This window comes from Streptomyces sp. NPDC050674 (assembly GCF_040654575.1).
Lineage (GTDB): Bacteria > Actinomycetota > Actinomycetes > Streptomycetales > Streptomycetaceae > Streptomyces.
Genome location: NZ_JBFAIG010000019.1, coordinates 56,427 through 72,645 on the forward strand (window position 1 = coordinate 56,427; position 16,219 = coordinate 72,645).

The 16,219-nt window shown below is 74.6% G+C and carries 12 protein-coding genes; all 12 read left to right on the top strand.

Annotation, left to right across the window (positions count from 1 at the left end; genetic code table 11):
- Genes AB0I06_RS27750 through cobC form a run of 12 tightly spaced genes read left to right on the top strand, consistent with a single transcriptional unit; the run spans position 1 to position 16,215 of the window.
- Complete coding sequence (locus tag AB0I06_RS27750; protein WP_363121557.1) at positions 1–1,509, top strand: cobyric acid synthase; 1,509 nt, start codon at positions 1–3, stop codon at positions 1,507–1,509.
- Complete coding sequence (gene cobN / locus AB0I06_RS27755) at positions 1,506–5,162, top strand: cobaltochelatase subunit CobN (RefSeq protein WP_363121558.1); 3,657 nt, start codon at positions 1,506–1,508, stop codon at positions 5,160–5,162. Before AB0I06_RS27750 ends, cobN begins: the two co-directional genes overlap by 4 nt.
- Positions 5,159–7,156: a putative cobaltochelatase gene (locus AB0I06_RS27760; protein ID WP_363121559.1), complete on the top strand. Its 1,998-nt coding sequence runs from the start codon at positions 5,159–5,161 to the stop codon at positions 7,154–7,156. The genes cobN and AB0I06_RS27760 overlap by 4 nt, the downstream gene beginning before the upstream one ends.
- The gene (gene cobO / locus AB0I06_RS27765; protein ID WP_363121560.1) at positions 7,156–7,755 is read left to right on the top strand and encodes a cob(I)yrinic acid a,c-diamide adenosyltransferase; all 600 of its coding nucleotides are present in this window, start codon (positions 7,156–7,158) and stop codon (positions 7,753–7,755) included. Before AB0I06_RS27760 ends, cobO begins: the two co-directional genes overlap by 1 nt.
- Complete coding sequence (locus AB0I06_RS27770) at positions 7,752–9,161, top strand: cobyrinate a,c-diamide synthase (RefSeq protein ID WP_363121561.1); 1,410 nt, start codon at positions 7,752–7,754, stop codon at positions 9,159–9,161. Before cobO ends, AB0I06_RS27770 begins: the two co-directional genes overlap by 4 nt.
- A complete protein-coding gene (gene cobI / locus AB0I06_RS27775; RefSeq protein ID WP_363121562.1) occupies positions 9,158–9,889 on the top strand; it encodes a precorrin-2 C(20)-methyltransferase in 732 nt (243 codons plus the stop codon). The genes AB0I06_RS27770 and cobI overlap by 4 nt, the downstream gene beginning before the upstream one ends.
- Positions 9,890–9,918: 29 nt before the next feature.
- Complete coding sequence (gene cobM / locus AB0I06_RS27780) at positions 9,919–10,737, top strand: precorrin-4 C(11)-methyltransferase (RefSeq protein ID WP_363121563.1); 819 nt, start codon at positions 9,919–9,921, stop codon at positions 10,735–10,737.
- On the top strand, positions 10,734–11,972 hold the full coding sequence (cbiE, locus tag AB0I06_RS27785; protein WP_363121564.1) for a precorrin-6y C5,15-methyltransferase (decarboxylating) subunit CbiE: 1,239 nt from the start codon (positions 10,734–10,736) through the stop codon (positions 11,970–11,972). The genes cobM and cbiE overlap by 4 nt, the downstream gene beginning before the upstream one ends.
- Positions 11,969–13,660 carry a precorrin-3B C(17)-methyltransferase gene (gene cobJ, locus AB0I06_RS27790; RefSeq protein WP_363121565.1) on the top strand — a complete coding sequence of 564 codons (1,692 nt, stop codon included), beginning with the start codon at positions 11,969–11,971 and terminating at the stop codon, positions 13,658–13,660. The genes cbiE and cobJ overlap by 4 nt, the downstream gene beginning before the upstream one ends.
- Positions 13,657–14,244 carry a precorrin-8X methylmutase gene (locus tag AB0I06_RS27795; protein ID WP_363121566.1) on the top strand — a complete coding sequence of 196 codons (588 nt, stop codon included), beginning with the start codon at positions 13,657–13,659 and terminating at the stop codon, positions 14,242–14,244. Before cobJ ends, AB0I06_RS27795 begins: the two co-directional genes overlap by 4 nt.
- Complete coding sequence (locus tag AB0I06_RS27800; RefSeq protein ID WP_363121567.1) at positions 14,241–15,170, top strand: sirohydrochlorin chelatase; 930 nt, start codon at positions 14,241–14,243, stop codon at positions 15,168–15,170. The genes AB0I06_RS27795 and AB0I06_RS27800 overlap by 4 nt, the downstream gene beginning before the upstream one ends.
- Positions 15,160–16,215, top strand: coding sequence for an Rv2231c family pyridoxal phosphate-dependent protein CobC (gene cobC / locus AB0I06_RS27805; protein WP_363121568.1), 1,056 nt, complete (start codon positions 15,160–15,162; stop codon positions 16,213–16,215). The genes AB0I06_RS27800 and cobC overlap by 11 nt, the downstream gene beginning before the upstream one ends.
- The last annotated feature ends 4 nt before the right edge of the window (positions 16,216–16,219 follow it).

The window sequence follows — 16,219 nt, forward strand, 5'->3', positions numbered from 1 at the left end:
ATGAGCGGTGGACTTCTCGTCGCCGGTACCACCTCCGACGCGGGCAAAAGCGTCGTGACCGCCGGTATCTGCCGGTGGCTGGTGCGACAGGGCGTCAAGGTCGCGCCCTTCAAGGCGCAGAACATGTCCCTGAACTCCTTCGTGACGAAGGAGGGGGCCGAGATCGGGCGGGCGCAGGCCATGCAGGCGCAGGCCTGCCGTGTCGAGCCCACCGCGCTGATGAACCCCGTGCTGCTCAAGCCCGGTGGCGAGCAGAGCAGTCAGGTCGTGCTGCTGGGCAAGCCGGTCGGGGAGATGAGTGCGCGCGGGTACCACGGCGGCCGGCAGCAGAGGCTGCTCGGGACGGTGCTGGACTGTCTGGAGCAGTTGCGGGGCACGTATGACGCGGTGATCTGTGAGGGGGCCGGCTCTCCCGCCGAGATCAACCTGCGGCGGACGGACATCGTGAACATGGGGATCGCCCGGAACGCCGGGCTGCCCGTGCTCGTCGTCGGCGACATCGACCGGGGCGGGGTGTTCGCCTCGTTCTTCGGGACGGTGGCGCTGCTGTCGCCCGAGGACCAGGCCTGTGTCGCCGGATTCCTCGTCAACAAGTTCCGCGGGGACGTCTCCCTGCTGGAGCCGGGTCTTGAGATGCTCCAGGGCCTCACGGGGCGGCGCACGTACGGCGTGCTGCCCTACCGGCACGGGCTCGGGATCGACGAGGAGGACGGGCTGCGGGTGTCGATGCGCGGAGCCGTCCGGGAGTCCGTCGTCGCCCCGCCCGTCGGCGAGGACGTGCTGCGGGTCGCGGTGTGCGCCGTGCCGCTGATGTCCAACTTCACCGACGTGGACGCGCTGGCCGCCGAACCGGGTGTGGTGGTGCGGTTCGTGGACCGGCCGGAGGAGCTGGCCGACGCCGACCTCGTCATCGTGCCCGGCACCCGGGGAACGGTCCGGGCGCTGGAGTGGCTGCGCGAGCGCGGCCTCGCCGACGCCCTGGTCCGCAGGGCCGCCGAGCAGCGGCCCGTGCTCGGCATCTGCGGCGGCTTCCAGATCCTCGGCGCACACATCGAGGACGACGTCGAGAGCCGCCGGGGCCACGTCGACGGCCTCGGCGTCCTGCCCGTGCGGGTGCGGTTCGCCCGCGAGAAGACCCTCACCCGGCCGTCCGGCGAGGCCCTCGGCGAACCCGTCGAGGGCTACGAGATCCACCACGGCGTCGCCGACGTCACGGGAGGAACGCCCTTCCTCGACGGCTGCCGGGTCGGCCAGACCTGGGGCACGCACTGGCACGGCTCACTGGAGTCGGACGGCTTCCGGCGGGCCTTTCTGCGCGAGGTGGCGGCCGCCGCGGGCCGCCGCTTCGTGCCCGCGCCGGACACCTCGTTCGCCGCGCTGCGCGAGGAACAGCTCGACCGGCTCGGCGACCTGATCGAACAGCACGCGGACACGGACGCGCTGTGGCGGCTCATCGAGTCCGGCGCGCCGCAAGGACTGCCCTTCATTCCACCGGGAGCGCCCGCATGAGCACTGTGTTGTTGTTGTCGACCGCCGACACGGACCTGTTGGCGGCCCGGGCCGCCACCGGGGCCGACTACCGGATCGGCAACCCCACCCGCGTGGACGTGCGGGAGGAGCTCCCGGCCCTGCTGGACGGGGCGTCCGTCGCCGTCGTCCGGCTGCTCGGCGGCAAGCGGGCCTGGGAGGACGGGCTCGCCGCGCTGAAGGCCTCCGGCGTCCCCACCGTCCTGCTGGGCGGCGAGGCCGTGCCGGACGCGGAGCTGATGGCCGAGTCGTCCGTCCCGGCCGGTGTCGTGGCCGAGGCGCTGAAGTACCTCGTGGAGGGCGGGCCGGACAACCTCACCGAACTGGCCCGGTTCCTGTCCGACACGGTGCTGCTGACCGGCGAGGGGTTCGTCGAGCCGCGCAAGATGCCGGAGTACGGCGTCCACGGCGAGCGTGCGCACACCGAGGGCCGGCCGACCGTCGGCGTGCTCTTCTACCGGGCCCACCACCTGAGCGGCAACACCGCCTTCGTCGACACCCTGTGCGACGCGATCGAGGCGCGGGGCGCCAACGCGCTGCCGATGTACTGCGGTTCGCTGCGCGGGGCGGACGCGGGCCTGTACGAGATCCTCGGCCGGGCGGACGCCCTGGTCGCCACCGTGCTCGCCGCCGGCGGCACCCACGCCTCGCAGGCCTCGGCGGGCGGCGACGAGGAGGCCTGGGACATCGGCGCCCTCGCCGAGCTGAACATCCCGGTGCTTCAGGGCCTCTGCCTCACGTCCTCGCGGCAGGCCTGGGCGGACTCGGACGCCGCCCTCTCCCCCATGGACGCCGCGATGCAGGTGGCGATCCCGGAGTTCGACGGGCGGCTGATCACCGTGCCGTTCTCCTTCAAGGAACAGGGCCCCGACGACGTGCCCGTGTACGTCGCCGACCCGGAGCGGGCCGCGCGGGTCGCCGGGATCGCCGTGCGGCACGCGCAGTTGCGGCACAAGGAGAACGCCGAGAAGAAGCTCGCGCTGGTCTTCACCGCGTACCCGACCAAGCACTCCCGGGTCGGCAACGCGGTCGGGCTCGACACCCCGGCCTCGGCGGTGCGGGTGCTGGACGCGCTGCGGGACGCCGGGTACGTCGTCGAGGGGCACCCCGACAACGGCGACGAGCTGATCCACCGGCTCATCAACGCCGGCGGGCACGACGTGGAGTGGCTGACGGAGGAGCAGCTGGCCGCCGCCCCCGCGCGGGTGCCGCTGGCCGACTACCGGGCCTGGTTCGAGACACTCGACCCGGAGCTGAGGGACGCCATGACCGAGGCGTGGGGCGAGCCGCCCGGCAGCCTCTACGTCGACGGCGACGACATCGTGCTGGCCTCGCTCCAGTTCGGGAACGTCGTCGTGATGATCCAGCCGCCGCGCGGTTTCGGCGAGAACCCGATCGCGATCTACCACGACCCGGACATGCCGCCGTCCCACCACTACATGGCGGCCTACCGGTGGCTGGAGAACAGTTTCGGCGCCGACGCGATCGTGCACATGGGCAAGCACGGCACGATGGAGTGGCTGCCGGGCAAGGGGCTGGGGCTGAGCGGCGGCTGCGCGCCGGACGCCGTCCTCGGGGACCTGCCCCTGGTCTACCCGTTCATCGTCAACGACCCGGGCGAGGGCACCCAGGCCAAGCGGCGCGGCCACGCCACGGTCGTCGACCACCTGGTGCCGCCGATGGCCCGCGCCGACACCTACGGCGACCTGGCCAAGCTGGAGCAGCTCCTCGACGAGTACGCGCTCGTCTCGGACCTGGACCCGGCGAAGGCCCCGACCGTGCGTGCCCAGATCTGGACGCTGGTCAAGGCCGCCGAGCTCCACCACGACCTGCACGTCGACGAGCAGCCGGACGACGAGGCGTTCGACGAGTTCGTCATGCACATCGACGGTTATCTGTGCGAGATCAAGGACGTGCAGATCCGCGACGGACTGCACATCCTGGGTGGCGGACCGGTCGGCGAGCCGCGCGTCAACCTCGTCCTGGCCGTGCTGCGCGCCTCGCAGGTGTGGGGCGGGCAGGCGAACGCGCTGCCGGGCCTGCGGGCGTCCCTGGCCCAGCACTTCGGGCTGGTGGAGAAGGAGCTGCTGGCCGAGCCGGGCGCCCCGGTGAAGGTGCCCGTCGAACTGACCGACCTGGTGGACGGCCCCTGCCGCAGCGCCGCCGACGCGATCGACCTGCTGGAGCAGCTGTGCCGGCGGCTCGCGGAGGGCATGGAGGAGCGCGGCTGGGCGGTCGCCGAGAGCGCGCCGCTGATCCGGGAGGTCCTCGGCACCGAACTGCCCGACGCCGTCGCCGTGCTGGAGTTCGCCTGCGCCGAGGTCGTGCCGCGGCTGGAGAGGACCACCGACGAGATCGGGCACATCCTGCGGGCCCTGGACGGCGGTTACGTCCCGGCCGGTCCCTCCGGTTCGCCGACCCGCGGACTGGTCAACGTGCTGCCGACGGGCCGCAACTTCTACTCCGTCGACCCCAAGGCCATTCCGTCCCGGCTGAGCTGGGAGGTCGGGCAGTCGCTGGCGGACTCGCTGGTGCAGCGGTATCTCCAGGACACCGGCGCCTACCCCACGTCCGTCGGCCTGACGGTGTGGGGCACCTCCGCCATGCGCACCCAGGGCGACGACATCGCCGAGATCCTGGCGCTGCTGGGCTGCCGGCCGGTGTGGGACGACGCCTCGCGGCGCGTGACCGGGTTCGAGGTGATTCCCCTCGCGGAGCTCGGCCGGCCGCGCATCGACGTCACCGTCCGTATCTCGGGCTTCTTCCGGGACGCCTTCCCGCACGTGGTGGGCCTGATCGACGACGCGGTGCGCACGGTCGCCGACCTGGACGAGCCGGCGGAGTCCAACTACGTCCGGGCGCACGCCGACGAGGACACCGCCGAGCACGGCGACCGGCGCCGCGCCACCGCCCGTATCTTCGGCTCGAAGCCGGGGGCGTACGGAGCCGGTCTGCTGCCGCTGATCGACGCCCGCAACTGGCGCTCGGACGCGGACCTCGCCGAGGTGTACGCGGTGTGGGGCGGCTACGCCTACGGCCGGGGGCTCGACGGGCGGGCCGCGCGCGGGGACATGGAGACGGCGTTCAAGCGGATCGCCGTCGCCGCGAAGAACGTCGACACCCGTGAGCACGACCTCGTCGACGCCGACGACTACTTCCAGTACCACGGCGGCATGGTCGCCATGGTGCGGCACCTGACGGGCGCCAGCCCCGAGGCGTACGTCGGTGACTCGGCCACCCCGGACCAGGTGAAGACCCGCACGCTCGGCGAGGAGACGCACCGCGTCTTCCGGGCCCGCGTGGTCAACCCGCGCTGGATGGCGGCCATGCGGCGGCACGGCTACAAGGGCGCCTTCGAGATGGCGGCGACCGTGGACTACCTGTTCGGGTACGACGCCACGGCCGGGGTCGTCGACGACTGGATGTACGAGAAGCTCAGCGCCGAGTACGTCTTCGACCCGGAGAACCGGGACTTCATGAAGAAGTCCAACCCCTGGGCGCTGCGCGGCATCACCGAGCGACTGCTGGAGGCAGCCGAGCGCGGACTGTGGGCCGAGCCGGACGCCGAGACGCTGGAACGGCTGCGGGCCACCTACCTGGAACTCGAAGGCGACCTGGAGGGCGACGAGAAGTGAGCACCCCCTTTCCGTTCACGGCCGTCGTGGGCCAGGACGACCTGCGCCTCGCGCTGCTGCTGAACGCGGTGTCACCGGCGGTCGGCGGTGTGCTGGTGCGCGGTGAGAAGGGCACGGCCAAGTCGACGGCGGTGCGCGCCCTGTCGGCGCTGCTGCCGGAGGTGGCGGTCGTCCCCGGCTGCCGCTTCTCCTGCGACCCCGCCTCCCCCGACCCGGCGTGCCCGGACGGGCCGCACGAGCCCGGCACCGGCGCCGAGCGGCCCGCCCGCATGGTCGAACTGCCCGTCGGCGCCTCCGAGGACCGCCTCGTCGGCGCGCTGGACATCGAGCGGGCCCTGTCGGAGGGCGTGAAGGCCTTCGAGCCGGGCCTGCTGGCCGACGCACACCGCGGCATCCTCTACGTGGACGAGGTCAACCTCCTCCACGACCACCTGGTCGACCTGCTGCTGGACGCGGCCGCGATGGGCGCCTCGTACGTGGAGCGCGAGGGCGTCTCCGTGCGGCACGCCGCCCGCTTCCTGCTCGTCGGCACCATGAACCCCGAGGAGGGCGAACTGCGGCCGCAGTTGCTCGACCGGTTCGGGCTGACCGTCGAGGTCGCGGCCTCGCGGGAGCCGGACCAGCGGGTGGAGGTCGTGCGGCGACGGCTGGCCTACGACGACGACCCGGCCGGCTTCGCCGCGCGGTGGGCCGAGGAGGAGGCCGCCGTACGGGCGCGGATCGTCGCCGCGCGGGAGCTGCTGCCGTCCGTGCGGCTGGGCGACGGGGCGCTGCGGCAGATCGCGGCGACCTGCGCGGCCTTCGAGGTGGACGGCATGCGCGCGGACATCGTGATGGCGCGGACCGCCACGGCGCTGGCGGCCTGGGCCGGGCGCACGGAGGTGCTCGCCGAGGACGTCCGGCAGGCGGCGCTGCTCGCGCTGCCGCACCGGCGGCGGCGCAACCCCTTCGACGCGCCGGGGCTCGACGAGGACAAGCTGGACGAGACGCTGGAGGAGTTCGGCGGCTCGGACGACGACGACCCGGACCCGGACCCCGGTCCTGACGGGCCCGGCGGGGGCGGCGGACGGCCGGAACCCGACGACGCGCCCCAGGGCGACGGCGAGACGGCGGCCCGGCCCGAGGCCGGGGAGGACGGGCAGCCGCAGCCGTCGGGGGCCGGCGAGCAGTCGGCCGTACGGGCCTCCGAGCCGTTCCGGACGAAGGTGCTGAGCGTGCCCGGGGTCGGCGAGGGTGCCGCCGGGCGGCGTTCGCGGGCGCGGACCGAGCAGGGGCGCACGACCGGGGCCCGACGGCCCCGGGGCGCGCTCACCAAGCTGCACCTGGCGGCGACCGTGCAGGCCGCGGCGCCACACCAGCGGGCGCGCGGACGGTCCGGGCCGGGCCTGGTCGTGCGCCGGGACGATCTGCGGCAGGCCACCCGCGAGGGGCGCGAGGGCAATCTCGTGCTGTTCGTCGTGGACGCCTCCGGTTCGATGGCGGCCCGGCAGCGGATGAGCGCCGTGAAGGGCGCCGTGCTGTCGCTGCTGTTGGACGCCTACCAGCGGCGCGACAAGGTGGGCCTGGTGACCTTCCGCGGCACGGGCGCGGACGTGGCGCTGCCGCCGACCTCGTCGGTGGACGCGGCGGCGGCCCGGCTGGAGACCCTGCCGACCGGCGGGCGCACCCCGCTGGCCGCCGGGCTGCTGCGCGCGCACGACGTGTTGCGCGTGGAGCGGCTGCGCGATCCCGCGCGGCGGCCGCTGGTCGTGGTCGTGACGGACGGGCGGGCCACCGGTGGTCCGGAGCCGGTCGCCCTGGCCGGGCGGGCGGCACGGCTGTTCGCGGCCGACGGGGTCGCGTCGGTGGTCGTGGACTGTGAGTCGGGGCCGGTGCGGCTGGGGCTCGCCGGGCAGCTCGCCGGTGATCTGGGCGGTACGGCCGTGACATTGGACGAGCTGCGGGCGGACAGCATCGCCGGGCTCGTGAAGGACGTGCAGAGGAGGGCCGCGTAATGCCGCAGGGACAGCCGAGTGTGGTGCCGGACGACGGACTGACGACCCGACAGCGCCGGAACCGGCCGCTGGTGGTCGTGCACACGGGCGTCGGCAAGGGCAAGTCCACCGCCGCCTTCGGGCTCGCGCTGCGGGCCTGGAACCAGGGGTGGCCGATCGGGGTGTTCCAGTTCGTCAAGTCGGCGAAGTGGAAGGTCGGCGAGGAGAACGCGCTGCGGGTGCTGGGCGCCTCCGGCGAGGGCGGCTCCGTCGACTGGCACAAGATGGGCGAGGGCTGGTCGTGGGTGCAGCGCGATCAGCAGATGGACAACGAGGAGAAGGCCCGGGAGGGCTGGGAGCAGGTCAAACGGGACCTGGCGGCCGAGACGTACAAGCTGTACGTGCTCGACGAGTTCGCGTACCCGATGCACTGGGGCTGGGTGGACACCGACGAGGTGATCTCGGTGCTGCGCGACCGGCCCGGGACGCAGCACGTCGTCATCACCGGGCGGAACGCGCCGGAGAAGCTCGTGGACTTCGCCGACCTCGTGACCGACATGTCCAAGGTCAAGCATCCGATGGACGTGGGCCAGAAGGGCCAGAGGGGCATCGAGTGGTGAGTGTTTCCGTCCCTCGGCTGGTCATCGCCGCGCCCTCCTCGGGCAGCGGCAAGACCACCGTCGCCACGGGGCTGATGGCCGCGTTCGCCGCGCGGGGGCTCACCGTGTCCCCGCACAAGGTCGGGCCGGACTACATCGACCCCGGGTACCACGCGCTCGCGACCGGGCGGGTGGGACGGAACCTCGACGCGTACCTGTGCGGGCCCGAGCTGGTCGGGCCGCTGTTCCTGCACGGGGCACAGGGGTGTGACATCGCCGTCGTCGAGGGCGTGATGGGGCTGTACGACGGGGCCGCGGGCGAGGGTGAGCTCGCGTCCACGGCCCATGTCGCGAAGCTGCTCGGGGCGCCGGTGGTGCTGGTCGTGGACGCGTCGTCGCAGTCCCGGTCGGTGGCCGCGCTGGTGCACGGGTTCGCCTCCTGGGACCCGGAGGTGCGGGTCGGGGGCGTGATCCTGAACAAGGTCGCCTCGGACCGGCACGAGGAGTTGCTGCGGGAGGCGTTGGAGCAGGCGGGGGTTCCGGTGCTGGGGGTGTTGCGGCGGGCCCCGCAGGTGGACACGCCGTCGCGGCATCTGGGGCTGGTGCCGGTCGCCGAGCGGCACGCCGCCGCGGTGGAGGCGGTTGCGGCGATGGCGGCACAGGTGCTGGACGGGTGTGACCTGGGGGCCCTGGAAGCTCTGGCGCGTGCTGCCGGAGCCGTACCAGGGGGCTCCGCCCCCTGGACCCCCGCCTCGCCCGCCCACCACCCGACGCGGTCGGATGAGAGACGAGAGGCCCCCGCAGGCCCGGCGGGTGAGAAGCAAGCGCCCGTCGTCGCCGTCGCCGGCGGGCCAGCCTTCACCTTCTCCTACGCCGAACACACCGAGCTGCTCACCGCCGCCGGTGCCGAGGTCGTGGCCTTCGATCCGCTGCGGGACGAGGAACTGCCCGAGGGGACCGCCGGGTTGGTGATCGGGGGCGGGTTCCCCGAGGTGTACGCCTCGGAGCTGTCCGCCAACGAACCCCTGCGGGGGGCCGTCGCCGCGCTCGCGGAAAGGGGCGCTCCCGTCGCCGCCGAGTGCGCCGGGCTGCTGTACCTGTGCCGGGAGCTGGACGGGCTGCCGATGTGCGGGGTGCTGGACGCCGGGGCGCGGATGACCGAGCGGCTCACTCTGGGCTACCGGGACGCCGTGGCCGTGGGCGACAGTGTCCTCGCGGCGGCCGGGACCCGGATGCGGGGGCACGAGTTCCACCGGACCGTCGTGGAGCCCGGCTCGGGGACGGCGCCCGCCTGGGGGGTCCGCGCCCCCCGGCCGCGGGTCGAAGGTTTCGTACAGCGCGGTGTGCACGCGAGCTATCTGCACACGCACTGGGCGTCCGAGCCCGGTGTCGCCCGTCGGTTCGTCGAGAGGTGCCGGACGTCATGAGCAGCAGGCTGATCGGAGTCGGGGTGGGGCCCGGGGACCCGGAGCTGGTCACCGTCAAGGGCGTGAACGCCCTGCGGGAGGCCGATGTGGTGGTGGTCCCCGTGATGGACAGCGGGGAGCGCGGCCGCGCCGAGGCGACGGTGCTGCACTACGTGCCCGAGGAGAAGGTCGTCCGGGTCGTGTTCGCGCTGAACGAGCGCAGCGACCGGGGGCGGCGCGAGGCGGCGTGGGACGCGGCCGGGGACCGGGTCGCCGAGTTGCTGCGCCGTCATGCCGTCGTGGCCTTCGCGACCATCGGGGACCCCAACGTGTACTCGACGTTCACGTACCTCGCGCAGACCATCGTCGAGCTGGTGCCGGGCGTGGCCGTGGCGACCGTGCCCGGGATCACCGCCATGCAGGACCTCGCCGCCCGGTCGGGCGCCGTACTGACCGAGGGCACCGAGCCGCTGACGCTCGTGCCCGTCACGGCCGGGGCCGCCGTGCTGAAGGACGCCCTGGCCGGGCCCGGGACCGTGGTCGCCTACAAGTTCGGGCGGCAGGCGCCCGAGGTGGCCGAGGCGCTGCGGGAGACCGGGCGGCTCGGCGACGCCGTGTGGGGCTCGGCGCTCGGGCTGCCGGAGGAGTCCATCCACCCGGCGGCCGAGCTGGACGGCGCTCCCCTGCCGTACCTGTCGACGCTCATCGCGCCGGCGCCGCGCGACGGCGGACGCGGCGGCAAGTTGTGACACCCGTGAACCACGAGAGGACCCGACCCATGGCCGACGCCCCCACCGGCAAAGTGACCTTCGTCGGCGCCGGCCCCGGTGCCGCCGACCTGCTGACGTTCCGCGCCGCGCGCGCCATCGCCGAGGCCGACGTCGTGATCTGGGCGGCCAGCCTGGTCCAGGAGGAGGTCCTCGAACACGCCCGCGAGGACGCGGAGATCCTGGATTCGGCGACCATGTCCCTGGAGGACGTCGTCGCGGTGTACAAGCGGGCCCGCGCCGAGGGGCTGAAGGTCGCCCGCATCCACTCCGGCGACCCGGCCCTGTGGGGCGGCACGCAGGAGCAGGTCGACCGCTGTGCCGAGATCGGCATCACGACCGAGATCGTGCCCGGGGTGTCCTCCTTCTCGGCCGTCGCGGCGCTCGCCCAGCGCGAGTTGACCATCCCGGAGGTCGCCCAGTCGGTCGTGCTGACCCGGCTCGGCGGCGGCAAGACGCCCATGCCGCCCGGCGAGGAGGTCCGCGAGTTCGCCAAACACGGCACCACCATGGCGGTGTTCCTCTCCGCCGCCCGCAGCGGCCAGCTGGTGCGGGAGCTGCTGGAGGGCGGCTACCCGACGACGACCCCGGTCGTGGTGGCGTACCAGGCGACCTGGCCGGAGGAGCTGATCGTGAAGTGCACGATCGGCACATTGGAGGAGACGGTCAAGGAGCACAAGCTCTGGAAGCACACCCTGTTCCTGGTCGGCCCGGCGCTCGACGCGCACGGCACGCGCTCGCACCTGTACCACCCGGGGCACTTCCACGGCTACCGCAAGGCCGACCCGCAGGCCCGCCGGGCGCTGCGCGAGCGGGGGGCGAGTACGTGATCACGGTGGTCGGCACAGGGACGGGGGCGGCGCCGTCCGGCGATGTCCTCGACGGTGCCGAGCTGGTGGTGGGCGGGCGGCGGCACCTCGATGCCGTACCGCTGCCCGGGGCGGCCGAGCGGGTCGTGCTCGGGCCTCTCGCGCCGGCCCTCGACACGATCGGCGAGTACGTCGCGAAGGACCGTCCCGTGGTGGTGCTGGCCTCCGGCGACCCCGGGTTCTTCGGGATCGTGCGGGTGCTGGCCGAGCGGTTCGGGCCGGAGCGGCTGGACGTGCGGCCCGGGGTGTCCTCCGTGGCCGCCGCGTTCGCGCGGATCGGGCTGCCCTGGGACGACGCCGTGGTGGTCAGCGCCCATGGGCGGGAGCTGCGGACGGCCGTCAACGTGTGCCGGGCGCAGCCGAAGACGGCCGTGCTGACGGGACCGGGCGCGGGCCCGGCGGAGCTGGGCGCCGCGCTGCGGGATGCGCCGCGGGTGCTGGTCGTCGCGTCCGGTCTCGGGTCGCGGGCGGAGCGCGTGGAGCGGGTGACGCCCGCCGAGGCCGCCGGCCGGGACTGGGGCACCGCGGTGAACGTGGTGCTGTGCCTGGACCAGACGCGGGCCCCCGGACCCGTGCGGACCGTCGCCGGCCTGGGGCAGCGGCCCGCCAGCTGGGCCCTGGAGGAGGCGGAGTTCGCCCACCGGGACTCGATGATCACCAAGTTCGAGGTGCGGGCACTGGCCCTGGCCCGGCTGGGGCCGCGCCCGGGCGACCTGGTGTGGGACGTGGGCGCGGGCTCGGGCTCCGTGGCCGTGGAGTGCGCCCGGCTCGGTGCGGCCGTGACGGCCGTGGAGAAGACCGCGGACGGCGTGGAGCGGGTGCACGCCAACGCCGCCGCGCACGGTGTGGACGTCCGGGTGGTGCGGGGCGCGGCACCGGACGCGCTGGCGGAGCTCGCCGAGACGCCCGACGCCGTGTTCGTGGGGGGCGGCGGGAGCGAACTGCCCGCCATCGTCGCCGCGTGTGCGCGGCGTGCCCGGCGTACGGTCGTCGTCGCGATGGCCGCGCTGGACCGGGTGCCGGCCGCGCGCGAGGCCCTGACCGGTGCCGGTTTCCGCTGCGACGGCGTGCTGTTGCAGTCGTCGCGGCTCGCGCCGCTGCCCGGGGACGTGTCCCGGCTGGCGGCGACCAACCCCGTTTTCCTGCTGTGGGGCGTCCGGCCCCCGGCAGCTGTCGAAGAAGGAGTCGCTCAGTGATCGGCCTCATTTCCGCCACCGCGGCGGGAGCGGCTGCGCGGGACCGGCTGGCCGCGGCGTGGCCGGACCGCACGCGTGTGTACGAGGGTCCCGTCGGGGACGCCGTACGGACCGCGTTCGCGCAGTGCGAGCAGCTCGTGTGCTTCCTGGCGACGGGGGCGGTGGTGCGGCTGGTGGCACCGCTGCTGTCCGGCAAGACCGAGGACCCGGGCGTGGTGTGCGTCGACGAGGGCGGGCGGTTCGCCGTGTCCCTGCTGGGCGGGCACGCGGGCGGCGCCAACGAACTGGCCCGCGAGGTGGGCGAGGTGCTGGGTGCCGAGCCGGTCGTGACGACGGCCACCGACGCCGTGGACCTGCCGGGCCTGGACACCCTCGGCCTGCCCGTGGAGGGCGACGTCGCCGCGGTGTCCCGGGCGCTGCTGGACGGTGAGGCGGTGGCGCTGCGGGCCGAGGTGGCCTGGCCGCTGCCGCCGCTGCCGGTGGCGGACGAGGGGTCGTACACGATCCGGCTCACCGACCGGCTCGTGGAGCCGGCCGGGCGCGAGGTGGTGCTGCGTCCGCCGACGCTGGTCGTCGGGGTCGGGGCGTCGAAGGGCGCGCCGGTCGAGGAGGTTCTCGGACTGGTCGAGGACGCGCTGCGGGAGGCCGGGCTGTCGGTGGCGTCCGTCGCCGGGCTGGCCACGGTCGACGCCAAGGCCGGGGAGCCCGGCATCGTCGAGGCCGCGCGGCGGCTCGGGGTGCCGCTGGTGACGTACTCCGCCGGGGAGCTGGCCGGGGTGGAGGTGCCCAACCCCTCCGACGCGCCGCTCGCCGCCGTCGGGACCCCGTCCGTGGCGGAGGCCGCCGCGCTCGTCGGCGGGGGTGAACTCCTCGTCCCCAAGCGGAAGTCGGCCGCGAGCCCGGCGATGGCGACCTGTGCCGTCGTACGGCGGCCGGGGCGCGGGCGGCTCGCGGTGGTCGGGCTCGGGCCGGGCGCCCGGGACCTGCTGACGCCCCGCGCGAAGGCCGAGCTGCGGCGCGCCCGCGTGCTCGTGGGCCTCGACCAGTACGTCGACCAGATCCGCGACCTGCTGCGGCCGGGCACCCTGATCCTGGAGTCGGGGCTCGGCGCCGAGGAGGAACGGGCGCGCACGGCGGTCGAGGAGGCCCGCAAGGGGCAGGCCGTCGCGCTGATCGGCAGCGGGGACGCGGGCGTCTACGCCATGGCCTCCCCCGCGCTGGCCGAGGCCTCCGACGACATCGACGTGGTCGGGGTGCCCGGTGTGACGGCGGCGCTCGCGGCCGGTGCCATCCTGGGCGCGCCGCTGGGCCACGACCACGTGTCGATCAGCCTGTCGGACCTGCACACGCCGTGGGAGGTCATCGAGCGGCGGGTGCGCGCGGCGGCCGAGGCCGACCTCGTGGTCACCTTCTACAACCCGCGTTCACGGGGCCGCGACTGGCAGCTCCCCAAGGCGCTGGGCATCCTCGCCGAGCACCGGACGCCGCTCACGCCGGTCGGTGTGGTGCGCAACGCCTCGCGCCCGGACGAGTCCAGCCGGCTCACCACGCTGGGCGCCCTCGACCCGGCGACGGTCGACATGATGACGGTCGTGACCGTGGGCAACACCGCGACCCGGGACATCGCCGGGCGCATGGTGACCCCGCGCGGCTACCGCTGGCAGTCGGCACAGGAGGGCGCCGAGTGAACCGTGTCGTGCATCCGATCGAGGTGGAGTCCTACCGGCGGCTGCGTGCCCGGCTGGACACCTCGCACTTCCCGCCGCTGACCCGGGCGGTGGTGGAGCGGGTCATCCACTCCGCCGCCGACCTCGACTACGCCACCGACCTCGTCATGGACGAGGCCGCCCTGGAGAAGGCGCACGCGGCGCTGCACGCGGGGGCGCCCGTGGTCGTGGACGTGGAGATGGTCGGCGCCGGCATCACCCGGCGGGAGACCGTCTGCCGTCTGAAGGACGCCGAGCCCGGGCCGGGACTGACCCGGTCCGCGCACGCGATCCGGCTCGCCCACGAGCAGGTCGGCCCCGGCGCCCTCTGGGTGATCGGCAACGCGCCGACCGCGCTGGAGGAGCTGCTGACGCTCGACGCCGACCCCGCGCTCGTCATCGGCCTGCCGGTCGGCTTCGTCGGAGCCGTCGAATCGAAGGCCGCGCTGCGCGAGAGCGGGCTGCCCGCCGTGAGCAACGTGTCCGAGAAGGGCGGGTCGGCGGTCGCCGCCGCCGCGCTCAACGCCCTGCTGTACCACCCCACTTCCGCCGAGGAGAAACTGTGACCACCCCGCCCGCTCTGCTCATCGCCGGCCACGGCACCCGGGACGACGCCGGAGCCGAGGCGTTCCGCGACTTCGTACGGCGGCTGGGAGCCCGGCACCCCGAGCTGCCCGTCGCCGGCGGTTTCATCGAACTGTCCCCGCCGCCGCTGGGCGAGGCCGTCACCGAGCTGGTCGAGCAGGGCGTGCGCCGGTTCGCCGCCGTCCCGCTGATGCTGGTGTCCGCCGGGCACGCCAAGGGCGACATCCCGGCGGCCCTGGCCCGCGAGAAGGAGCGGCACCCGGGCATCTCGTACACCTACGGCCGTCCGCTCGGGCCGCACCCGGCGCTGCTGAACGTGCTGGAGCGGCGCCTGGACGAGGCGCTGGGGGCGGCGGGCCGCACGCCCGGGGACCGGGCCGACGTGACGGTGCTGCTGGTGGGGCGCGGGTCCACGGACCCGGACGCCAACGCCGAGGTGCACAAGGCCGCACGGCTGCTGTGGGAGGGGCGCGGGTACGCGGGGGTCGAGACGGCGTTCGTGTCGCTGGCGGCGCCGGACGTGCCGAGCGGCCTGGACCGCTGTGCGCGGCTGGGCGCCCGCCGGATCGTGGTCCTGCCCTACTTCCTGTTCACGGGCATCCTGCCGGACCGGGTGCGGCACCAGACGGAGGACTGGGCGGCCGCCCACCCGGAGGTCGAGGTGCTCTCCGCCGACGTCATCGGGCCGGAGCCGGAGCTGCTGGACCTGGTGTGGGAGCGGTACGAGGAGGCCGTCAAGGGTGACCTGCGGATGAACTGCGACTCCTGCGTCTACCGGATCGCGCTGCCCGGTTTCGAGGACAAGGTGGGCATGCCGCAGCAGCCGCACTTCCACCCGGACGACGACGACCACCACCACGGGCACGGTCACGGGCACCACCACGGCGCGCACTCGCATGCGCACTGACGACGGGCACGATCTGCGCCACCACGGGGACGCGGAGGTCCGCGGCGACGGCGGCTCGCTCGTCGACCTGGCCGTGAACGTCCGCGCGGACACGCCACCGCTCTGGCTGCGGGAGCACATCGCCGCGTCGCTCGGCGGGCTCGCGGCCTACCCGGACGGGCGTGCCGCGCGGGCGGCGGTGGCCGCGCGGCACGGGCTGCCGGTGGAGCGGGTGCTGCTGACGGCGGGCGCGGCGGAGGCGTTCGTGCTGCTGGCCCGGGCGCTGAAGGTGCGTCGGCCGGTCGTGGTCCACCCCCAGTTCACGGAGCCGGAGGCGGCACTGCGGGACGCGGGGCACACGGTCGGGCGGGTGCTGCTGCGGGAGGAGGACGGTTTCCGGCTGGACCCGGCGGCCGTCCCCGAGGACGCGGATCTGGTGGTCGTCGGCAACCCGACGAACCCCACGTCGGTGCTGCACCCGGCGGGCGCGATCGCCTCCCTGGCCCGGCCCGGGCGGACGCTGGTGGTGGACGAGGCGTTCATGGACGCCGTGCCGGGTGAGCGCGAGGCCGTGGCGGGCCGTGTCGACGTGCCGGGCCTGGTGGTGCTGCGCAGTCTGACCAAGACGTGGGGTCTGGCCGGGCTGCGGATCGGCTATGTGCTGGCGGCGCCGGAGACCGTCGAGGAGCTGGAGCGCGCGCAGCCGCTGTGGCCGGTGTCGACCCCGGCGCTGGCCGCGGCCGAGGCGTGTGTGGGGCCCCGGGCGGTGGCGGAGGCGGCCCACGCGGCCCACCGCGTCGCCGCGGACCGGGCCCATCTGCTCGCCGGCCTCGCCCGCTTCGCCCCGGCCGGGCTGCGGGTGGCCGGTCCCGCCGAGGGCCCGTTCGTCCTGCTCCGCCTGCCCCGGGCGGCCACCGTCCGCCGGCACCTGCGCGACCTCGGCTACGCCGTGCGGCGCGGGGACACGTTCCCCGGCCTGGACGAGGAGTGGCTCCGCCTGGCGGTACGCGACCGCAGGACGACCGACGGCTTCCTCAGGGCACTGGAGCAGGCGCTGCGGCTCTGAGCCC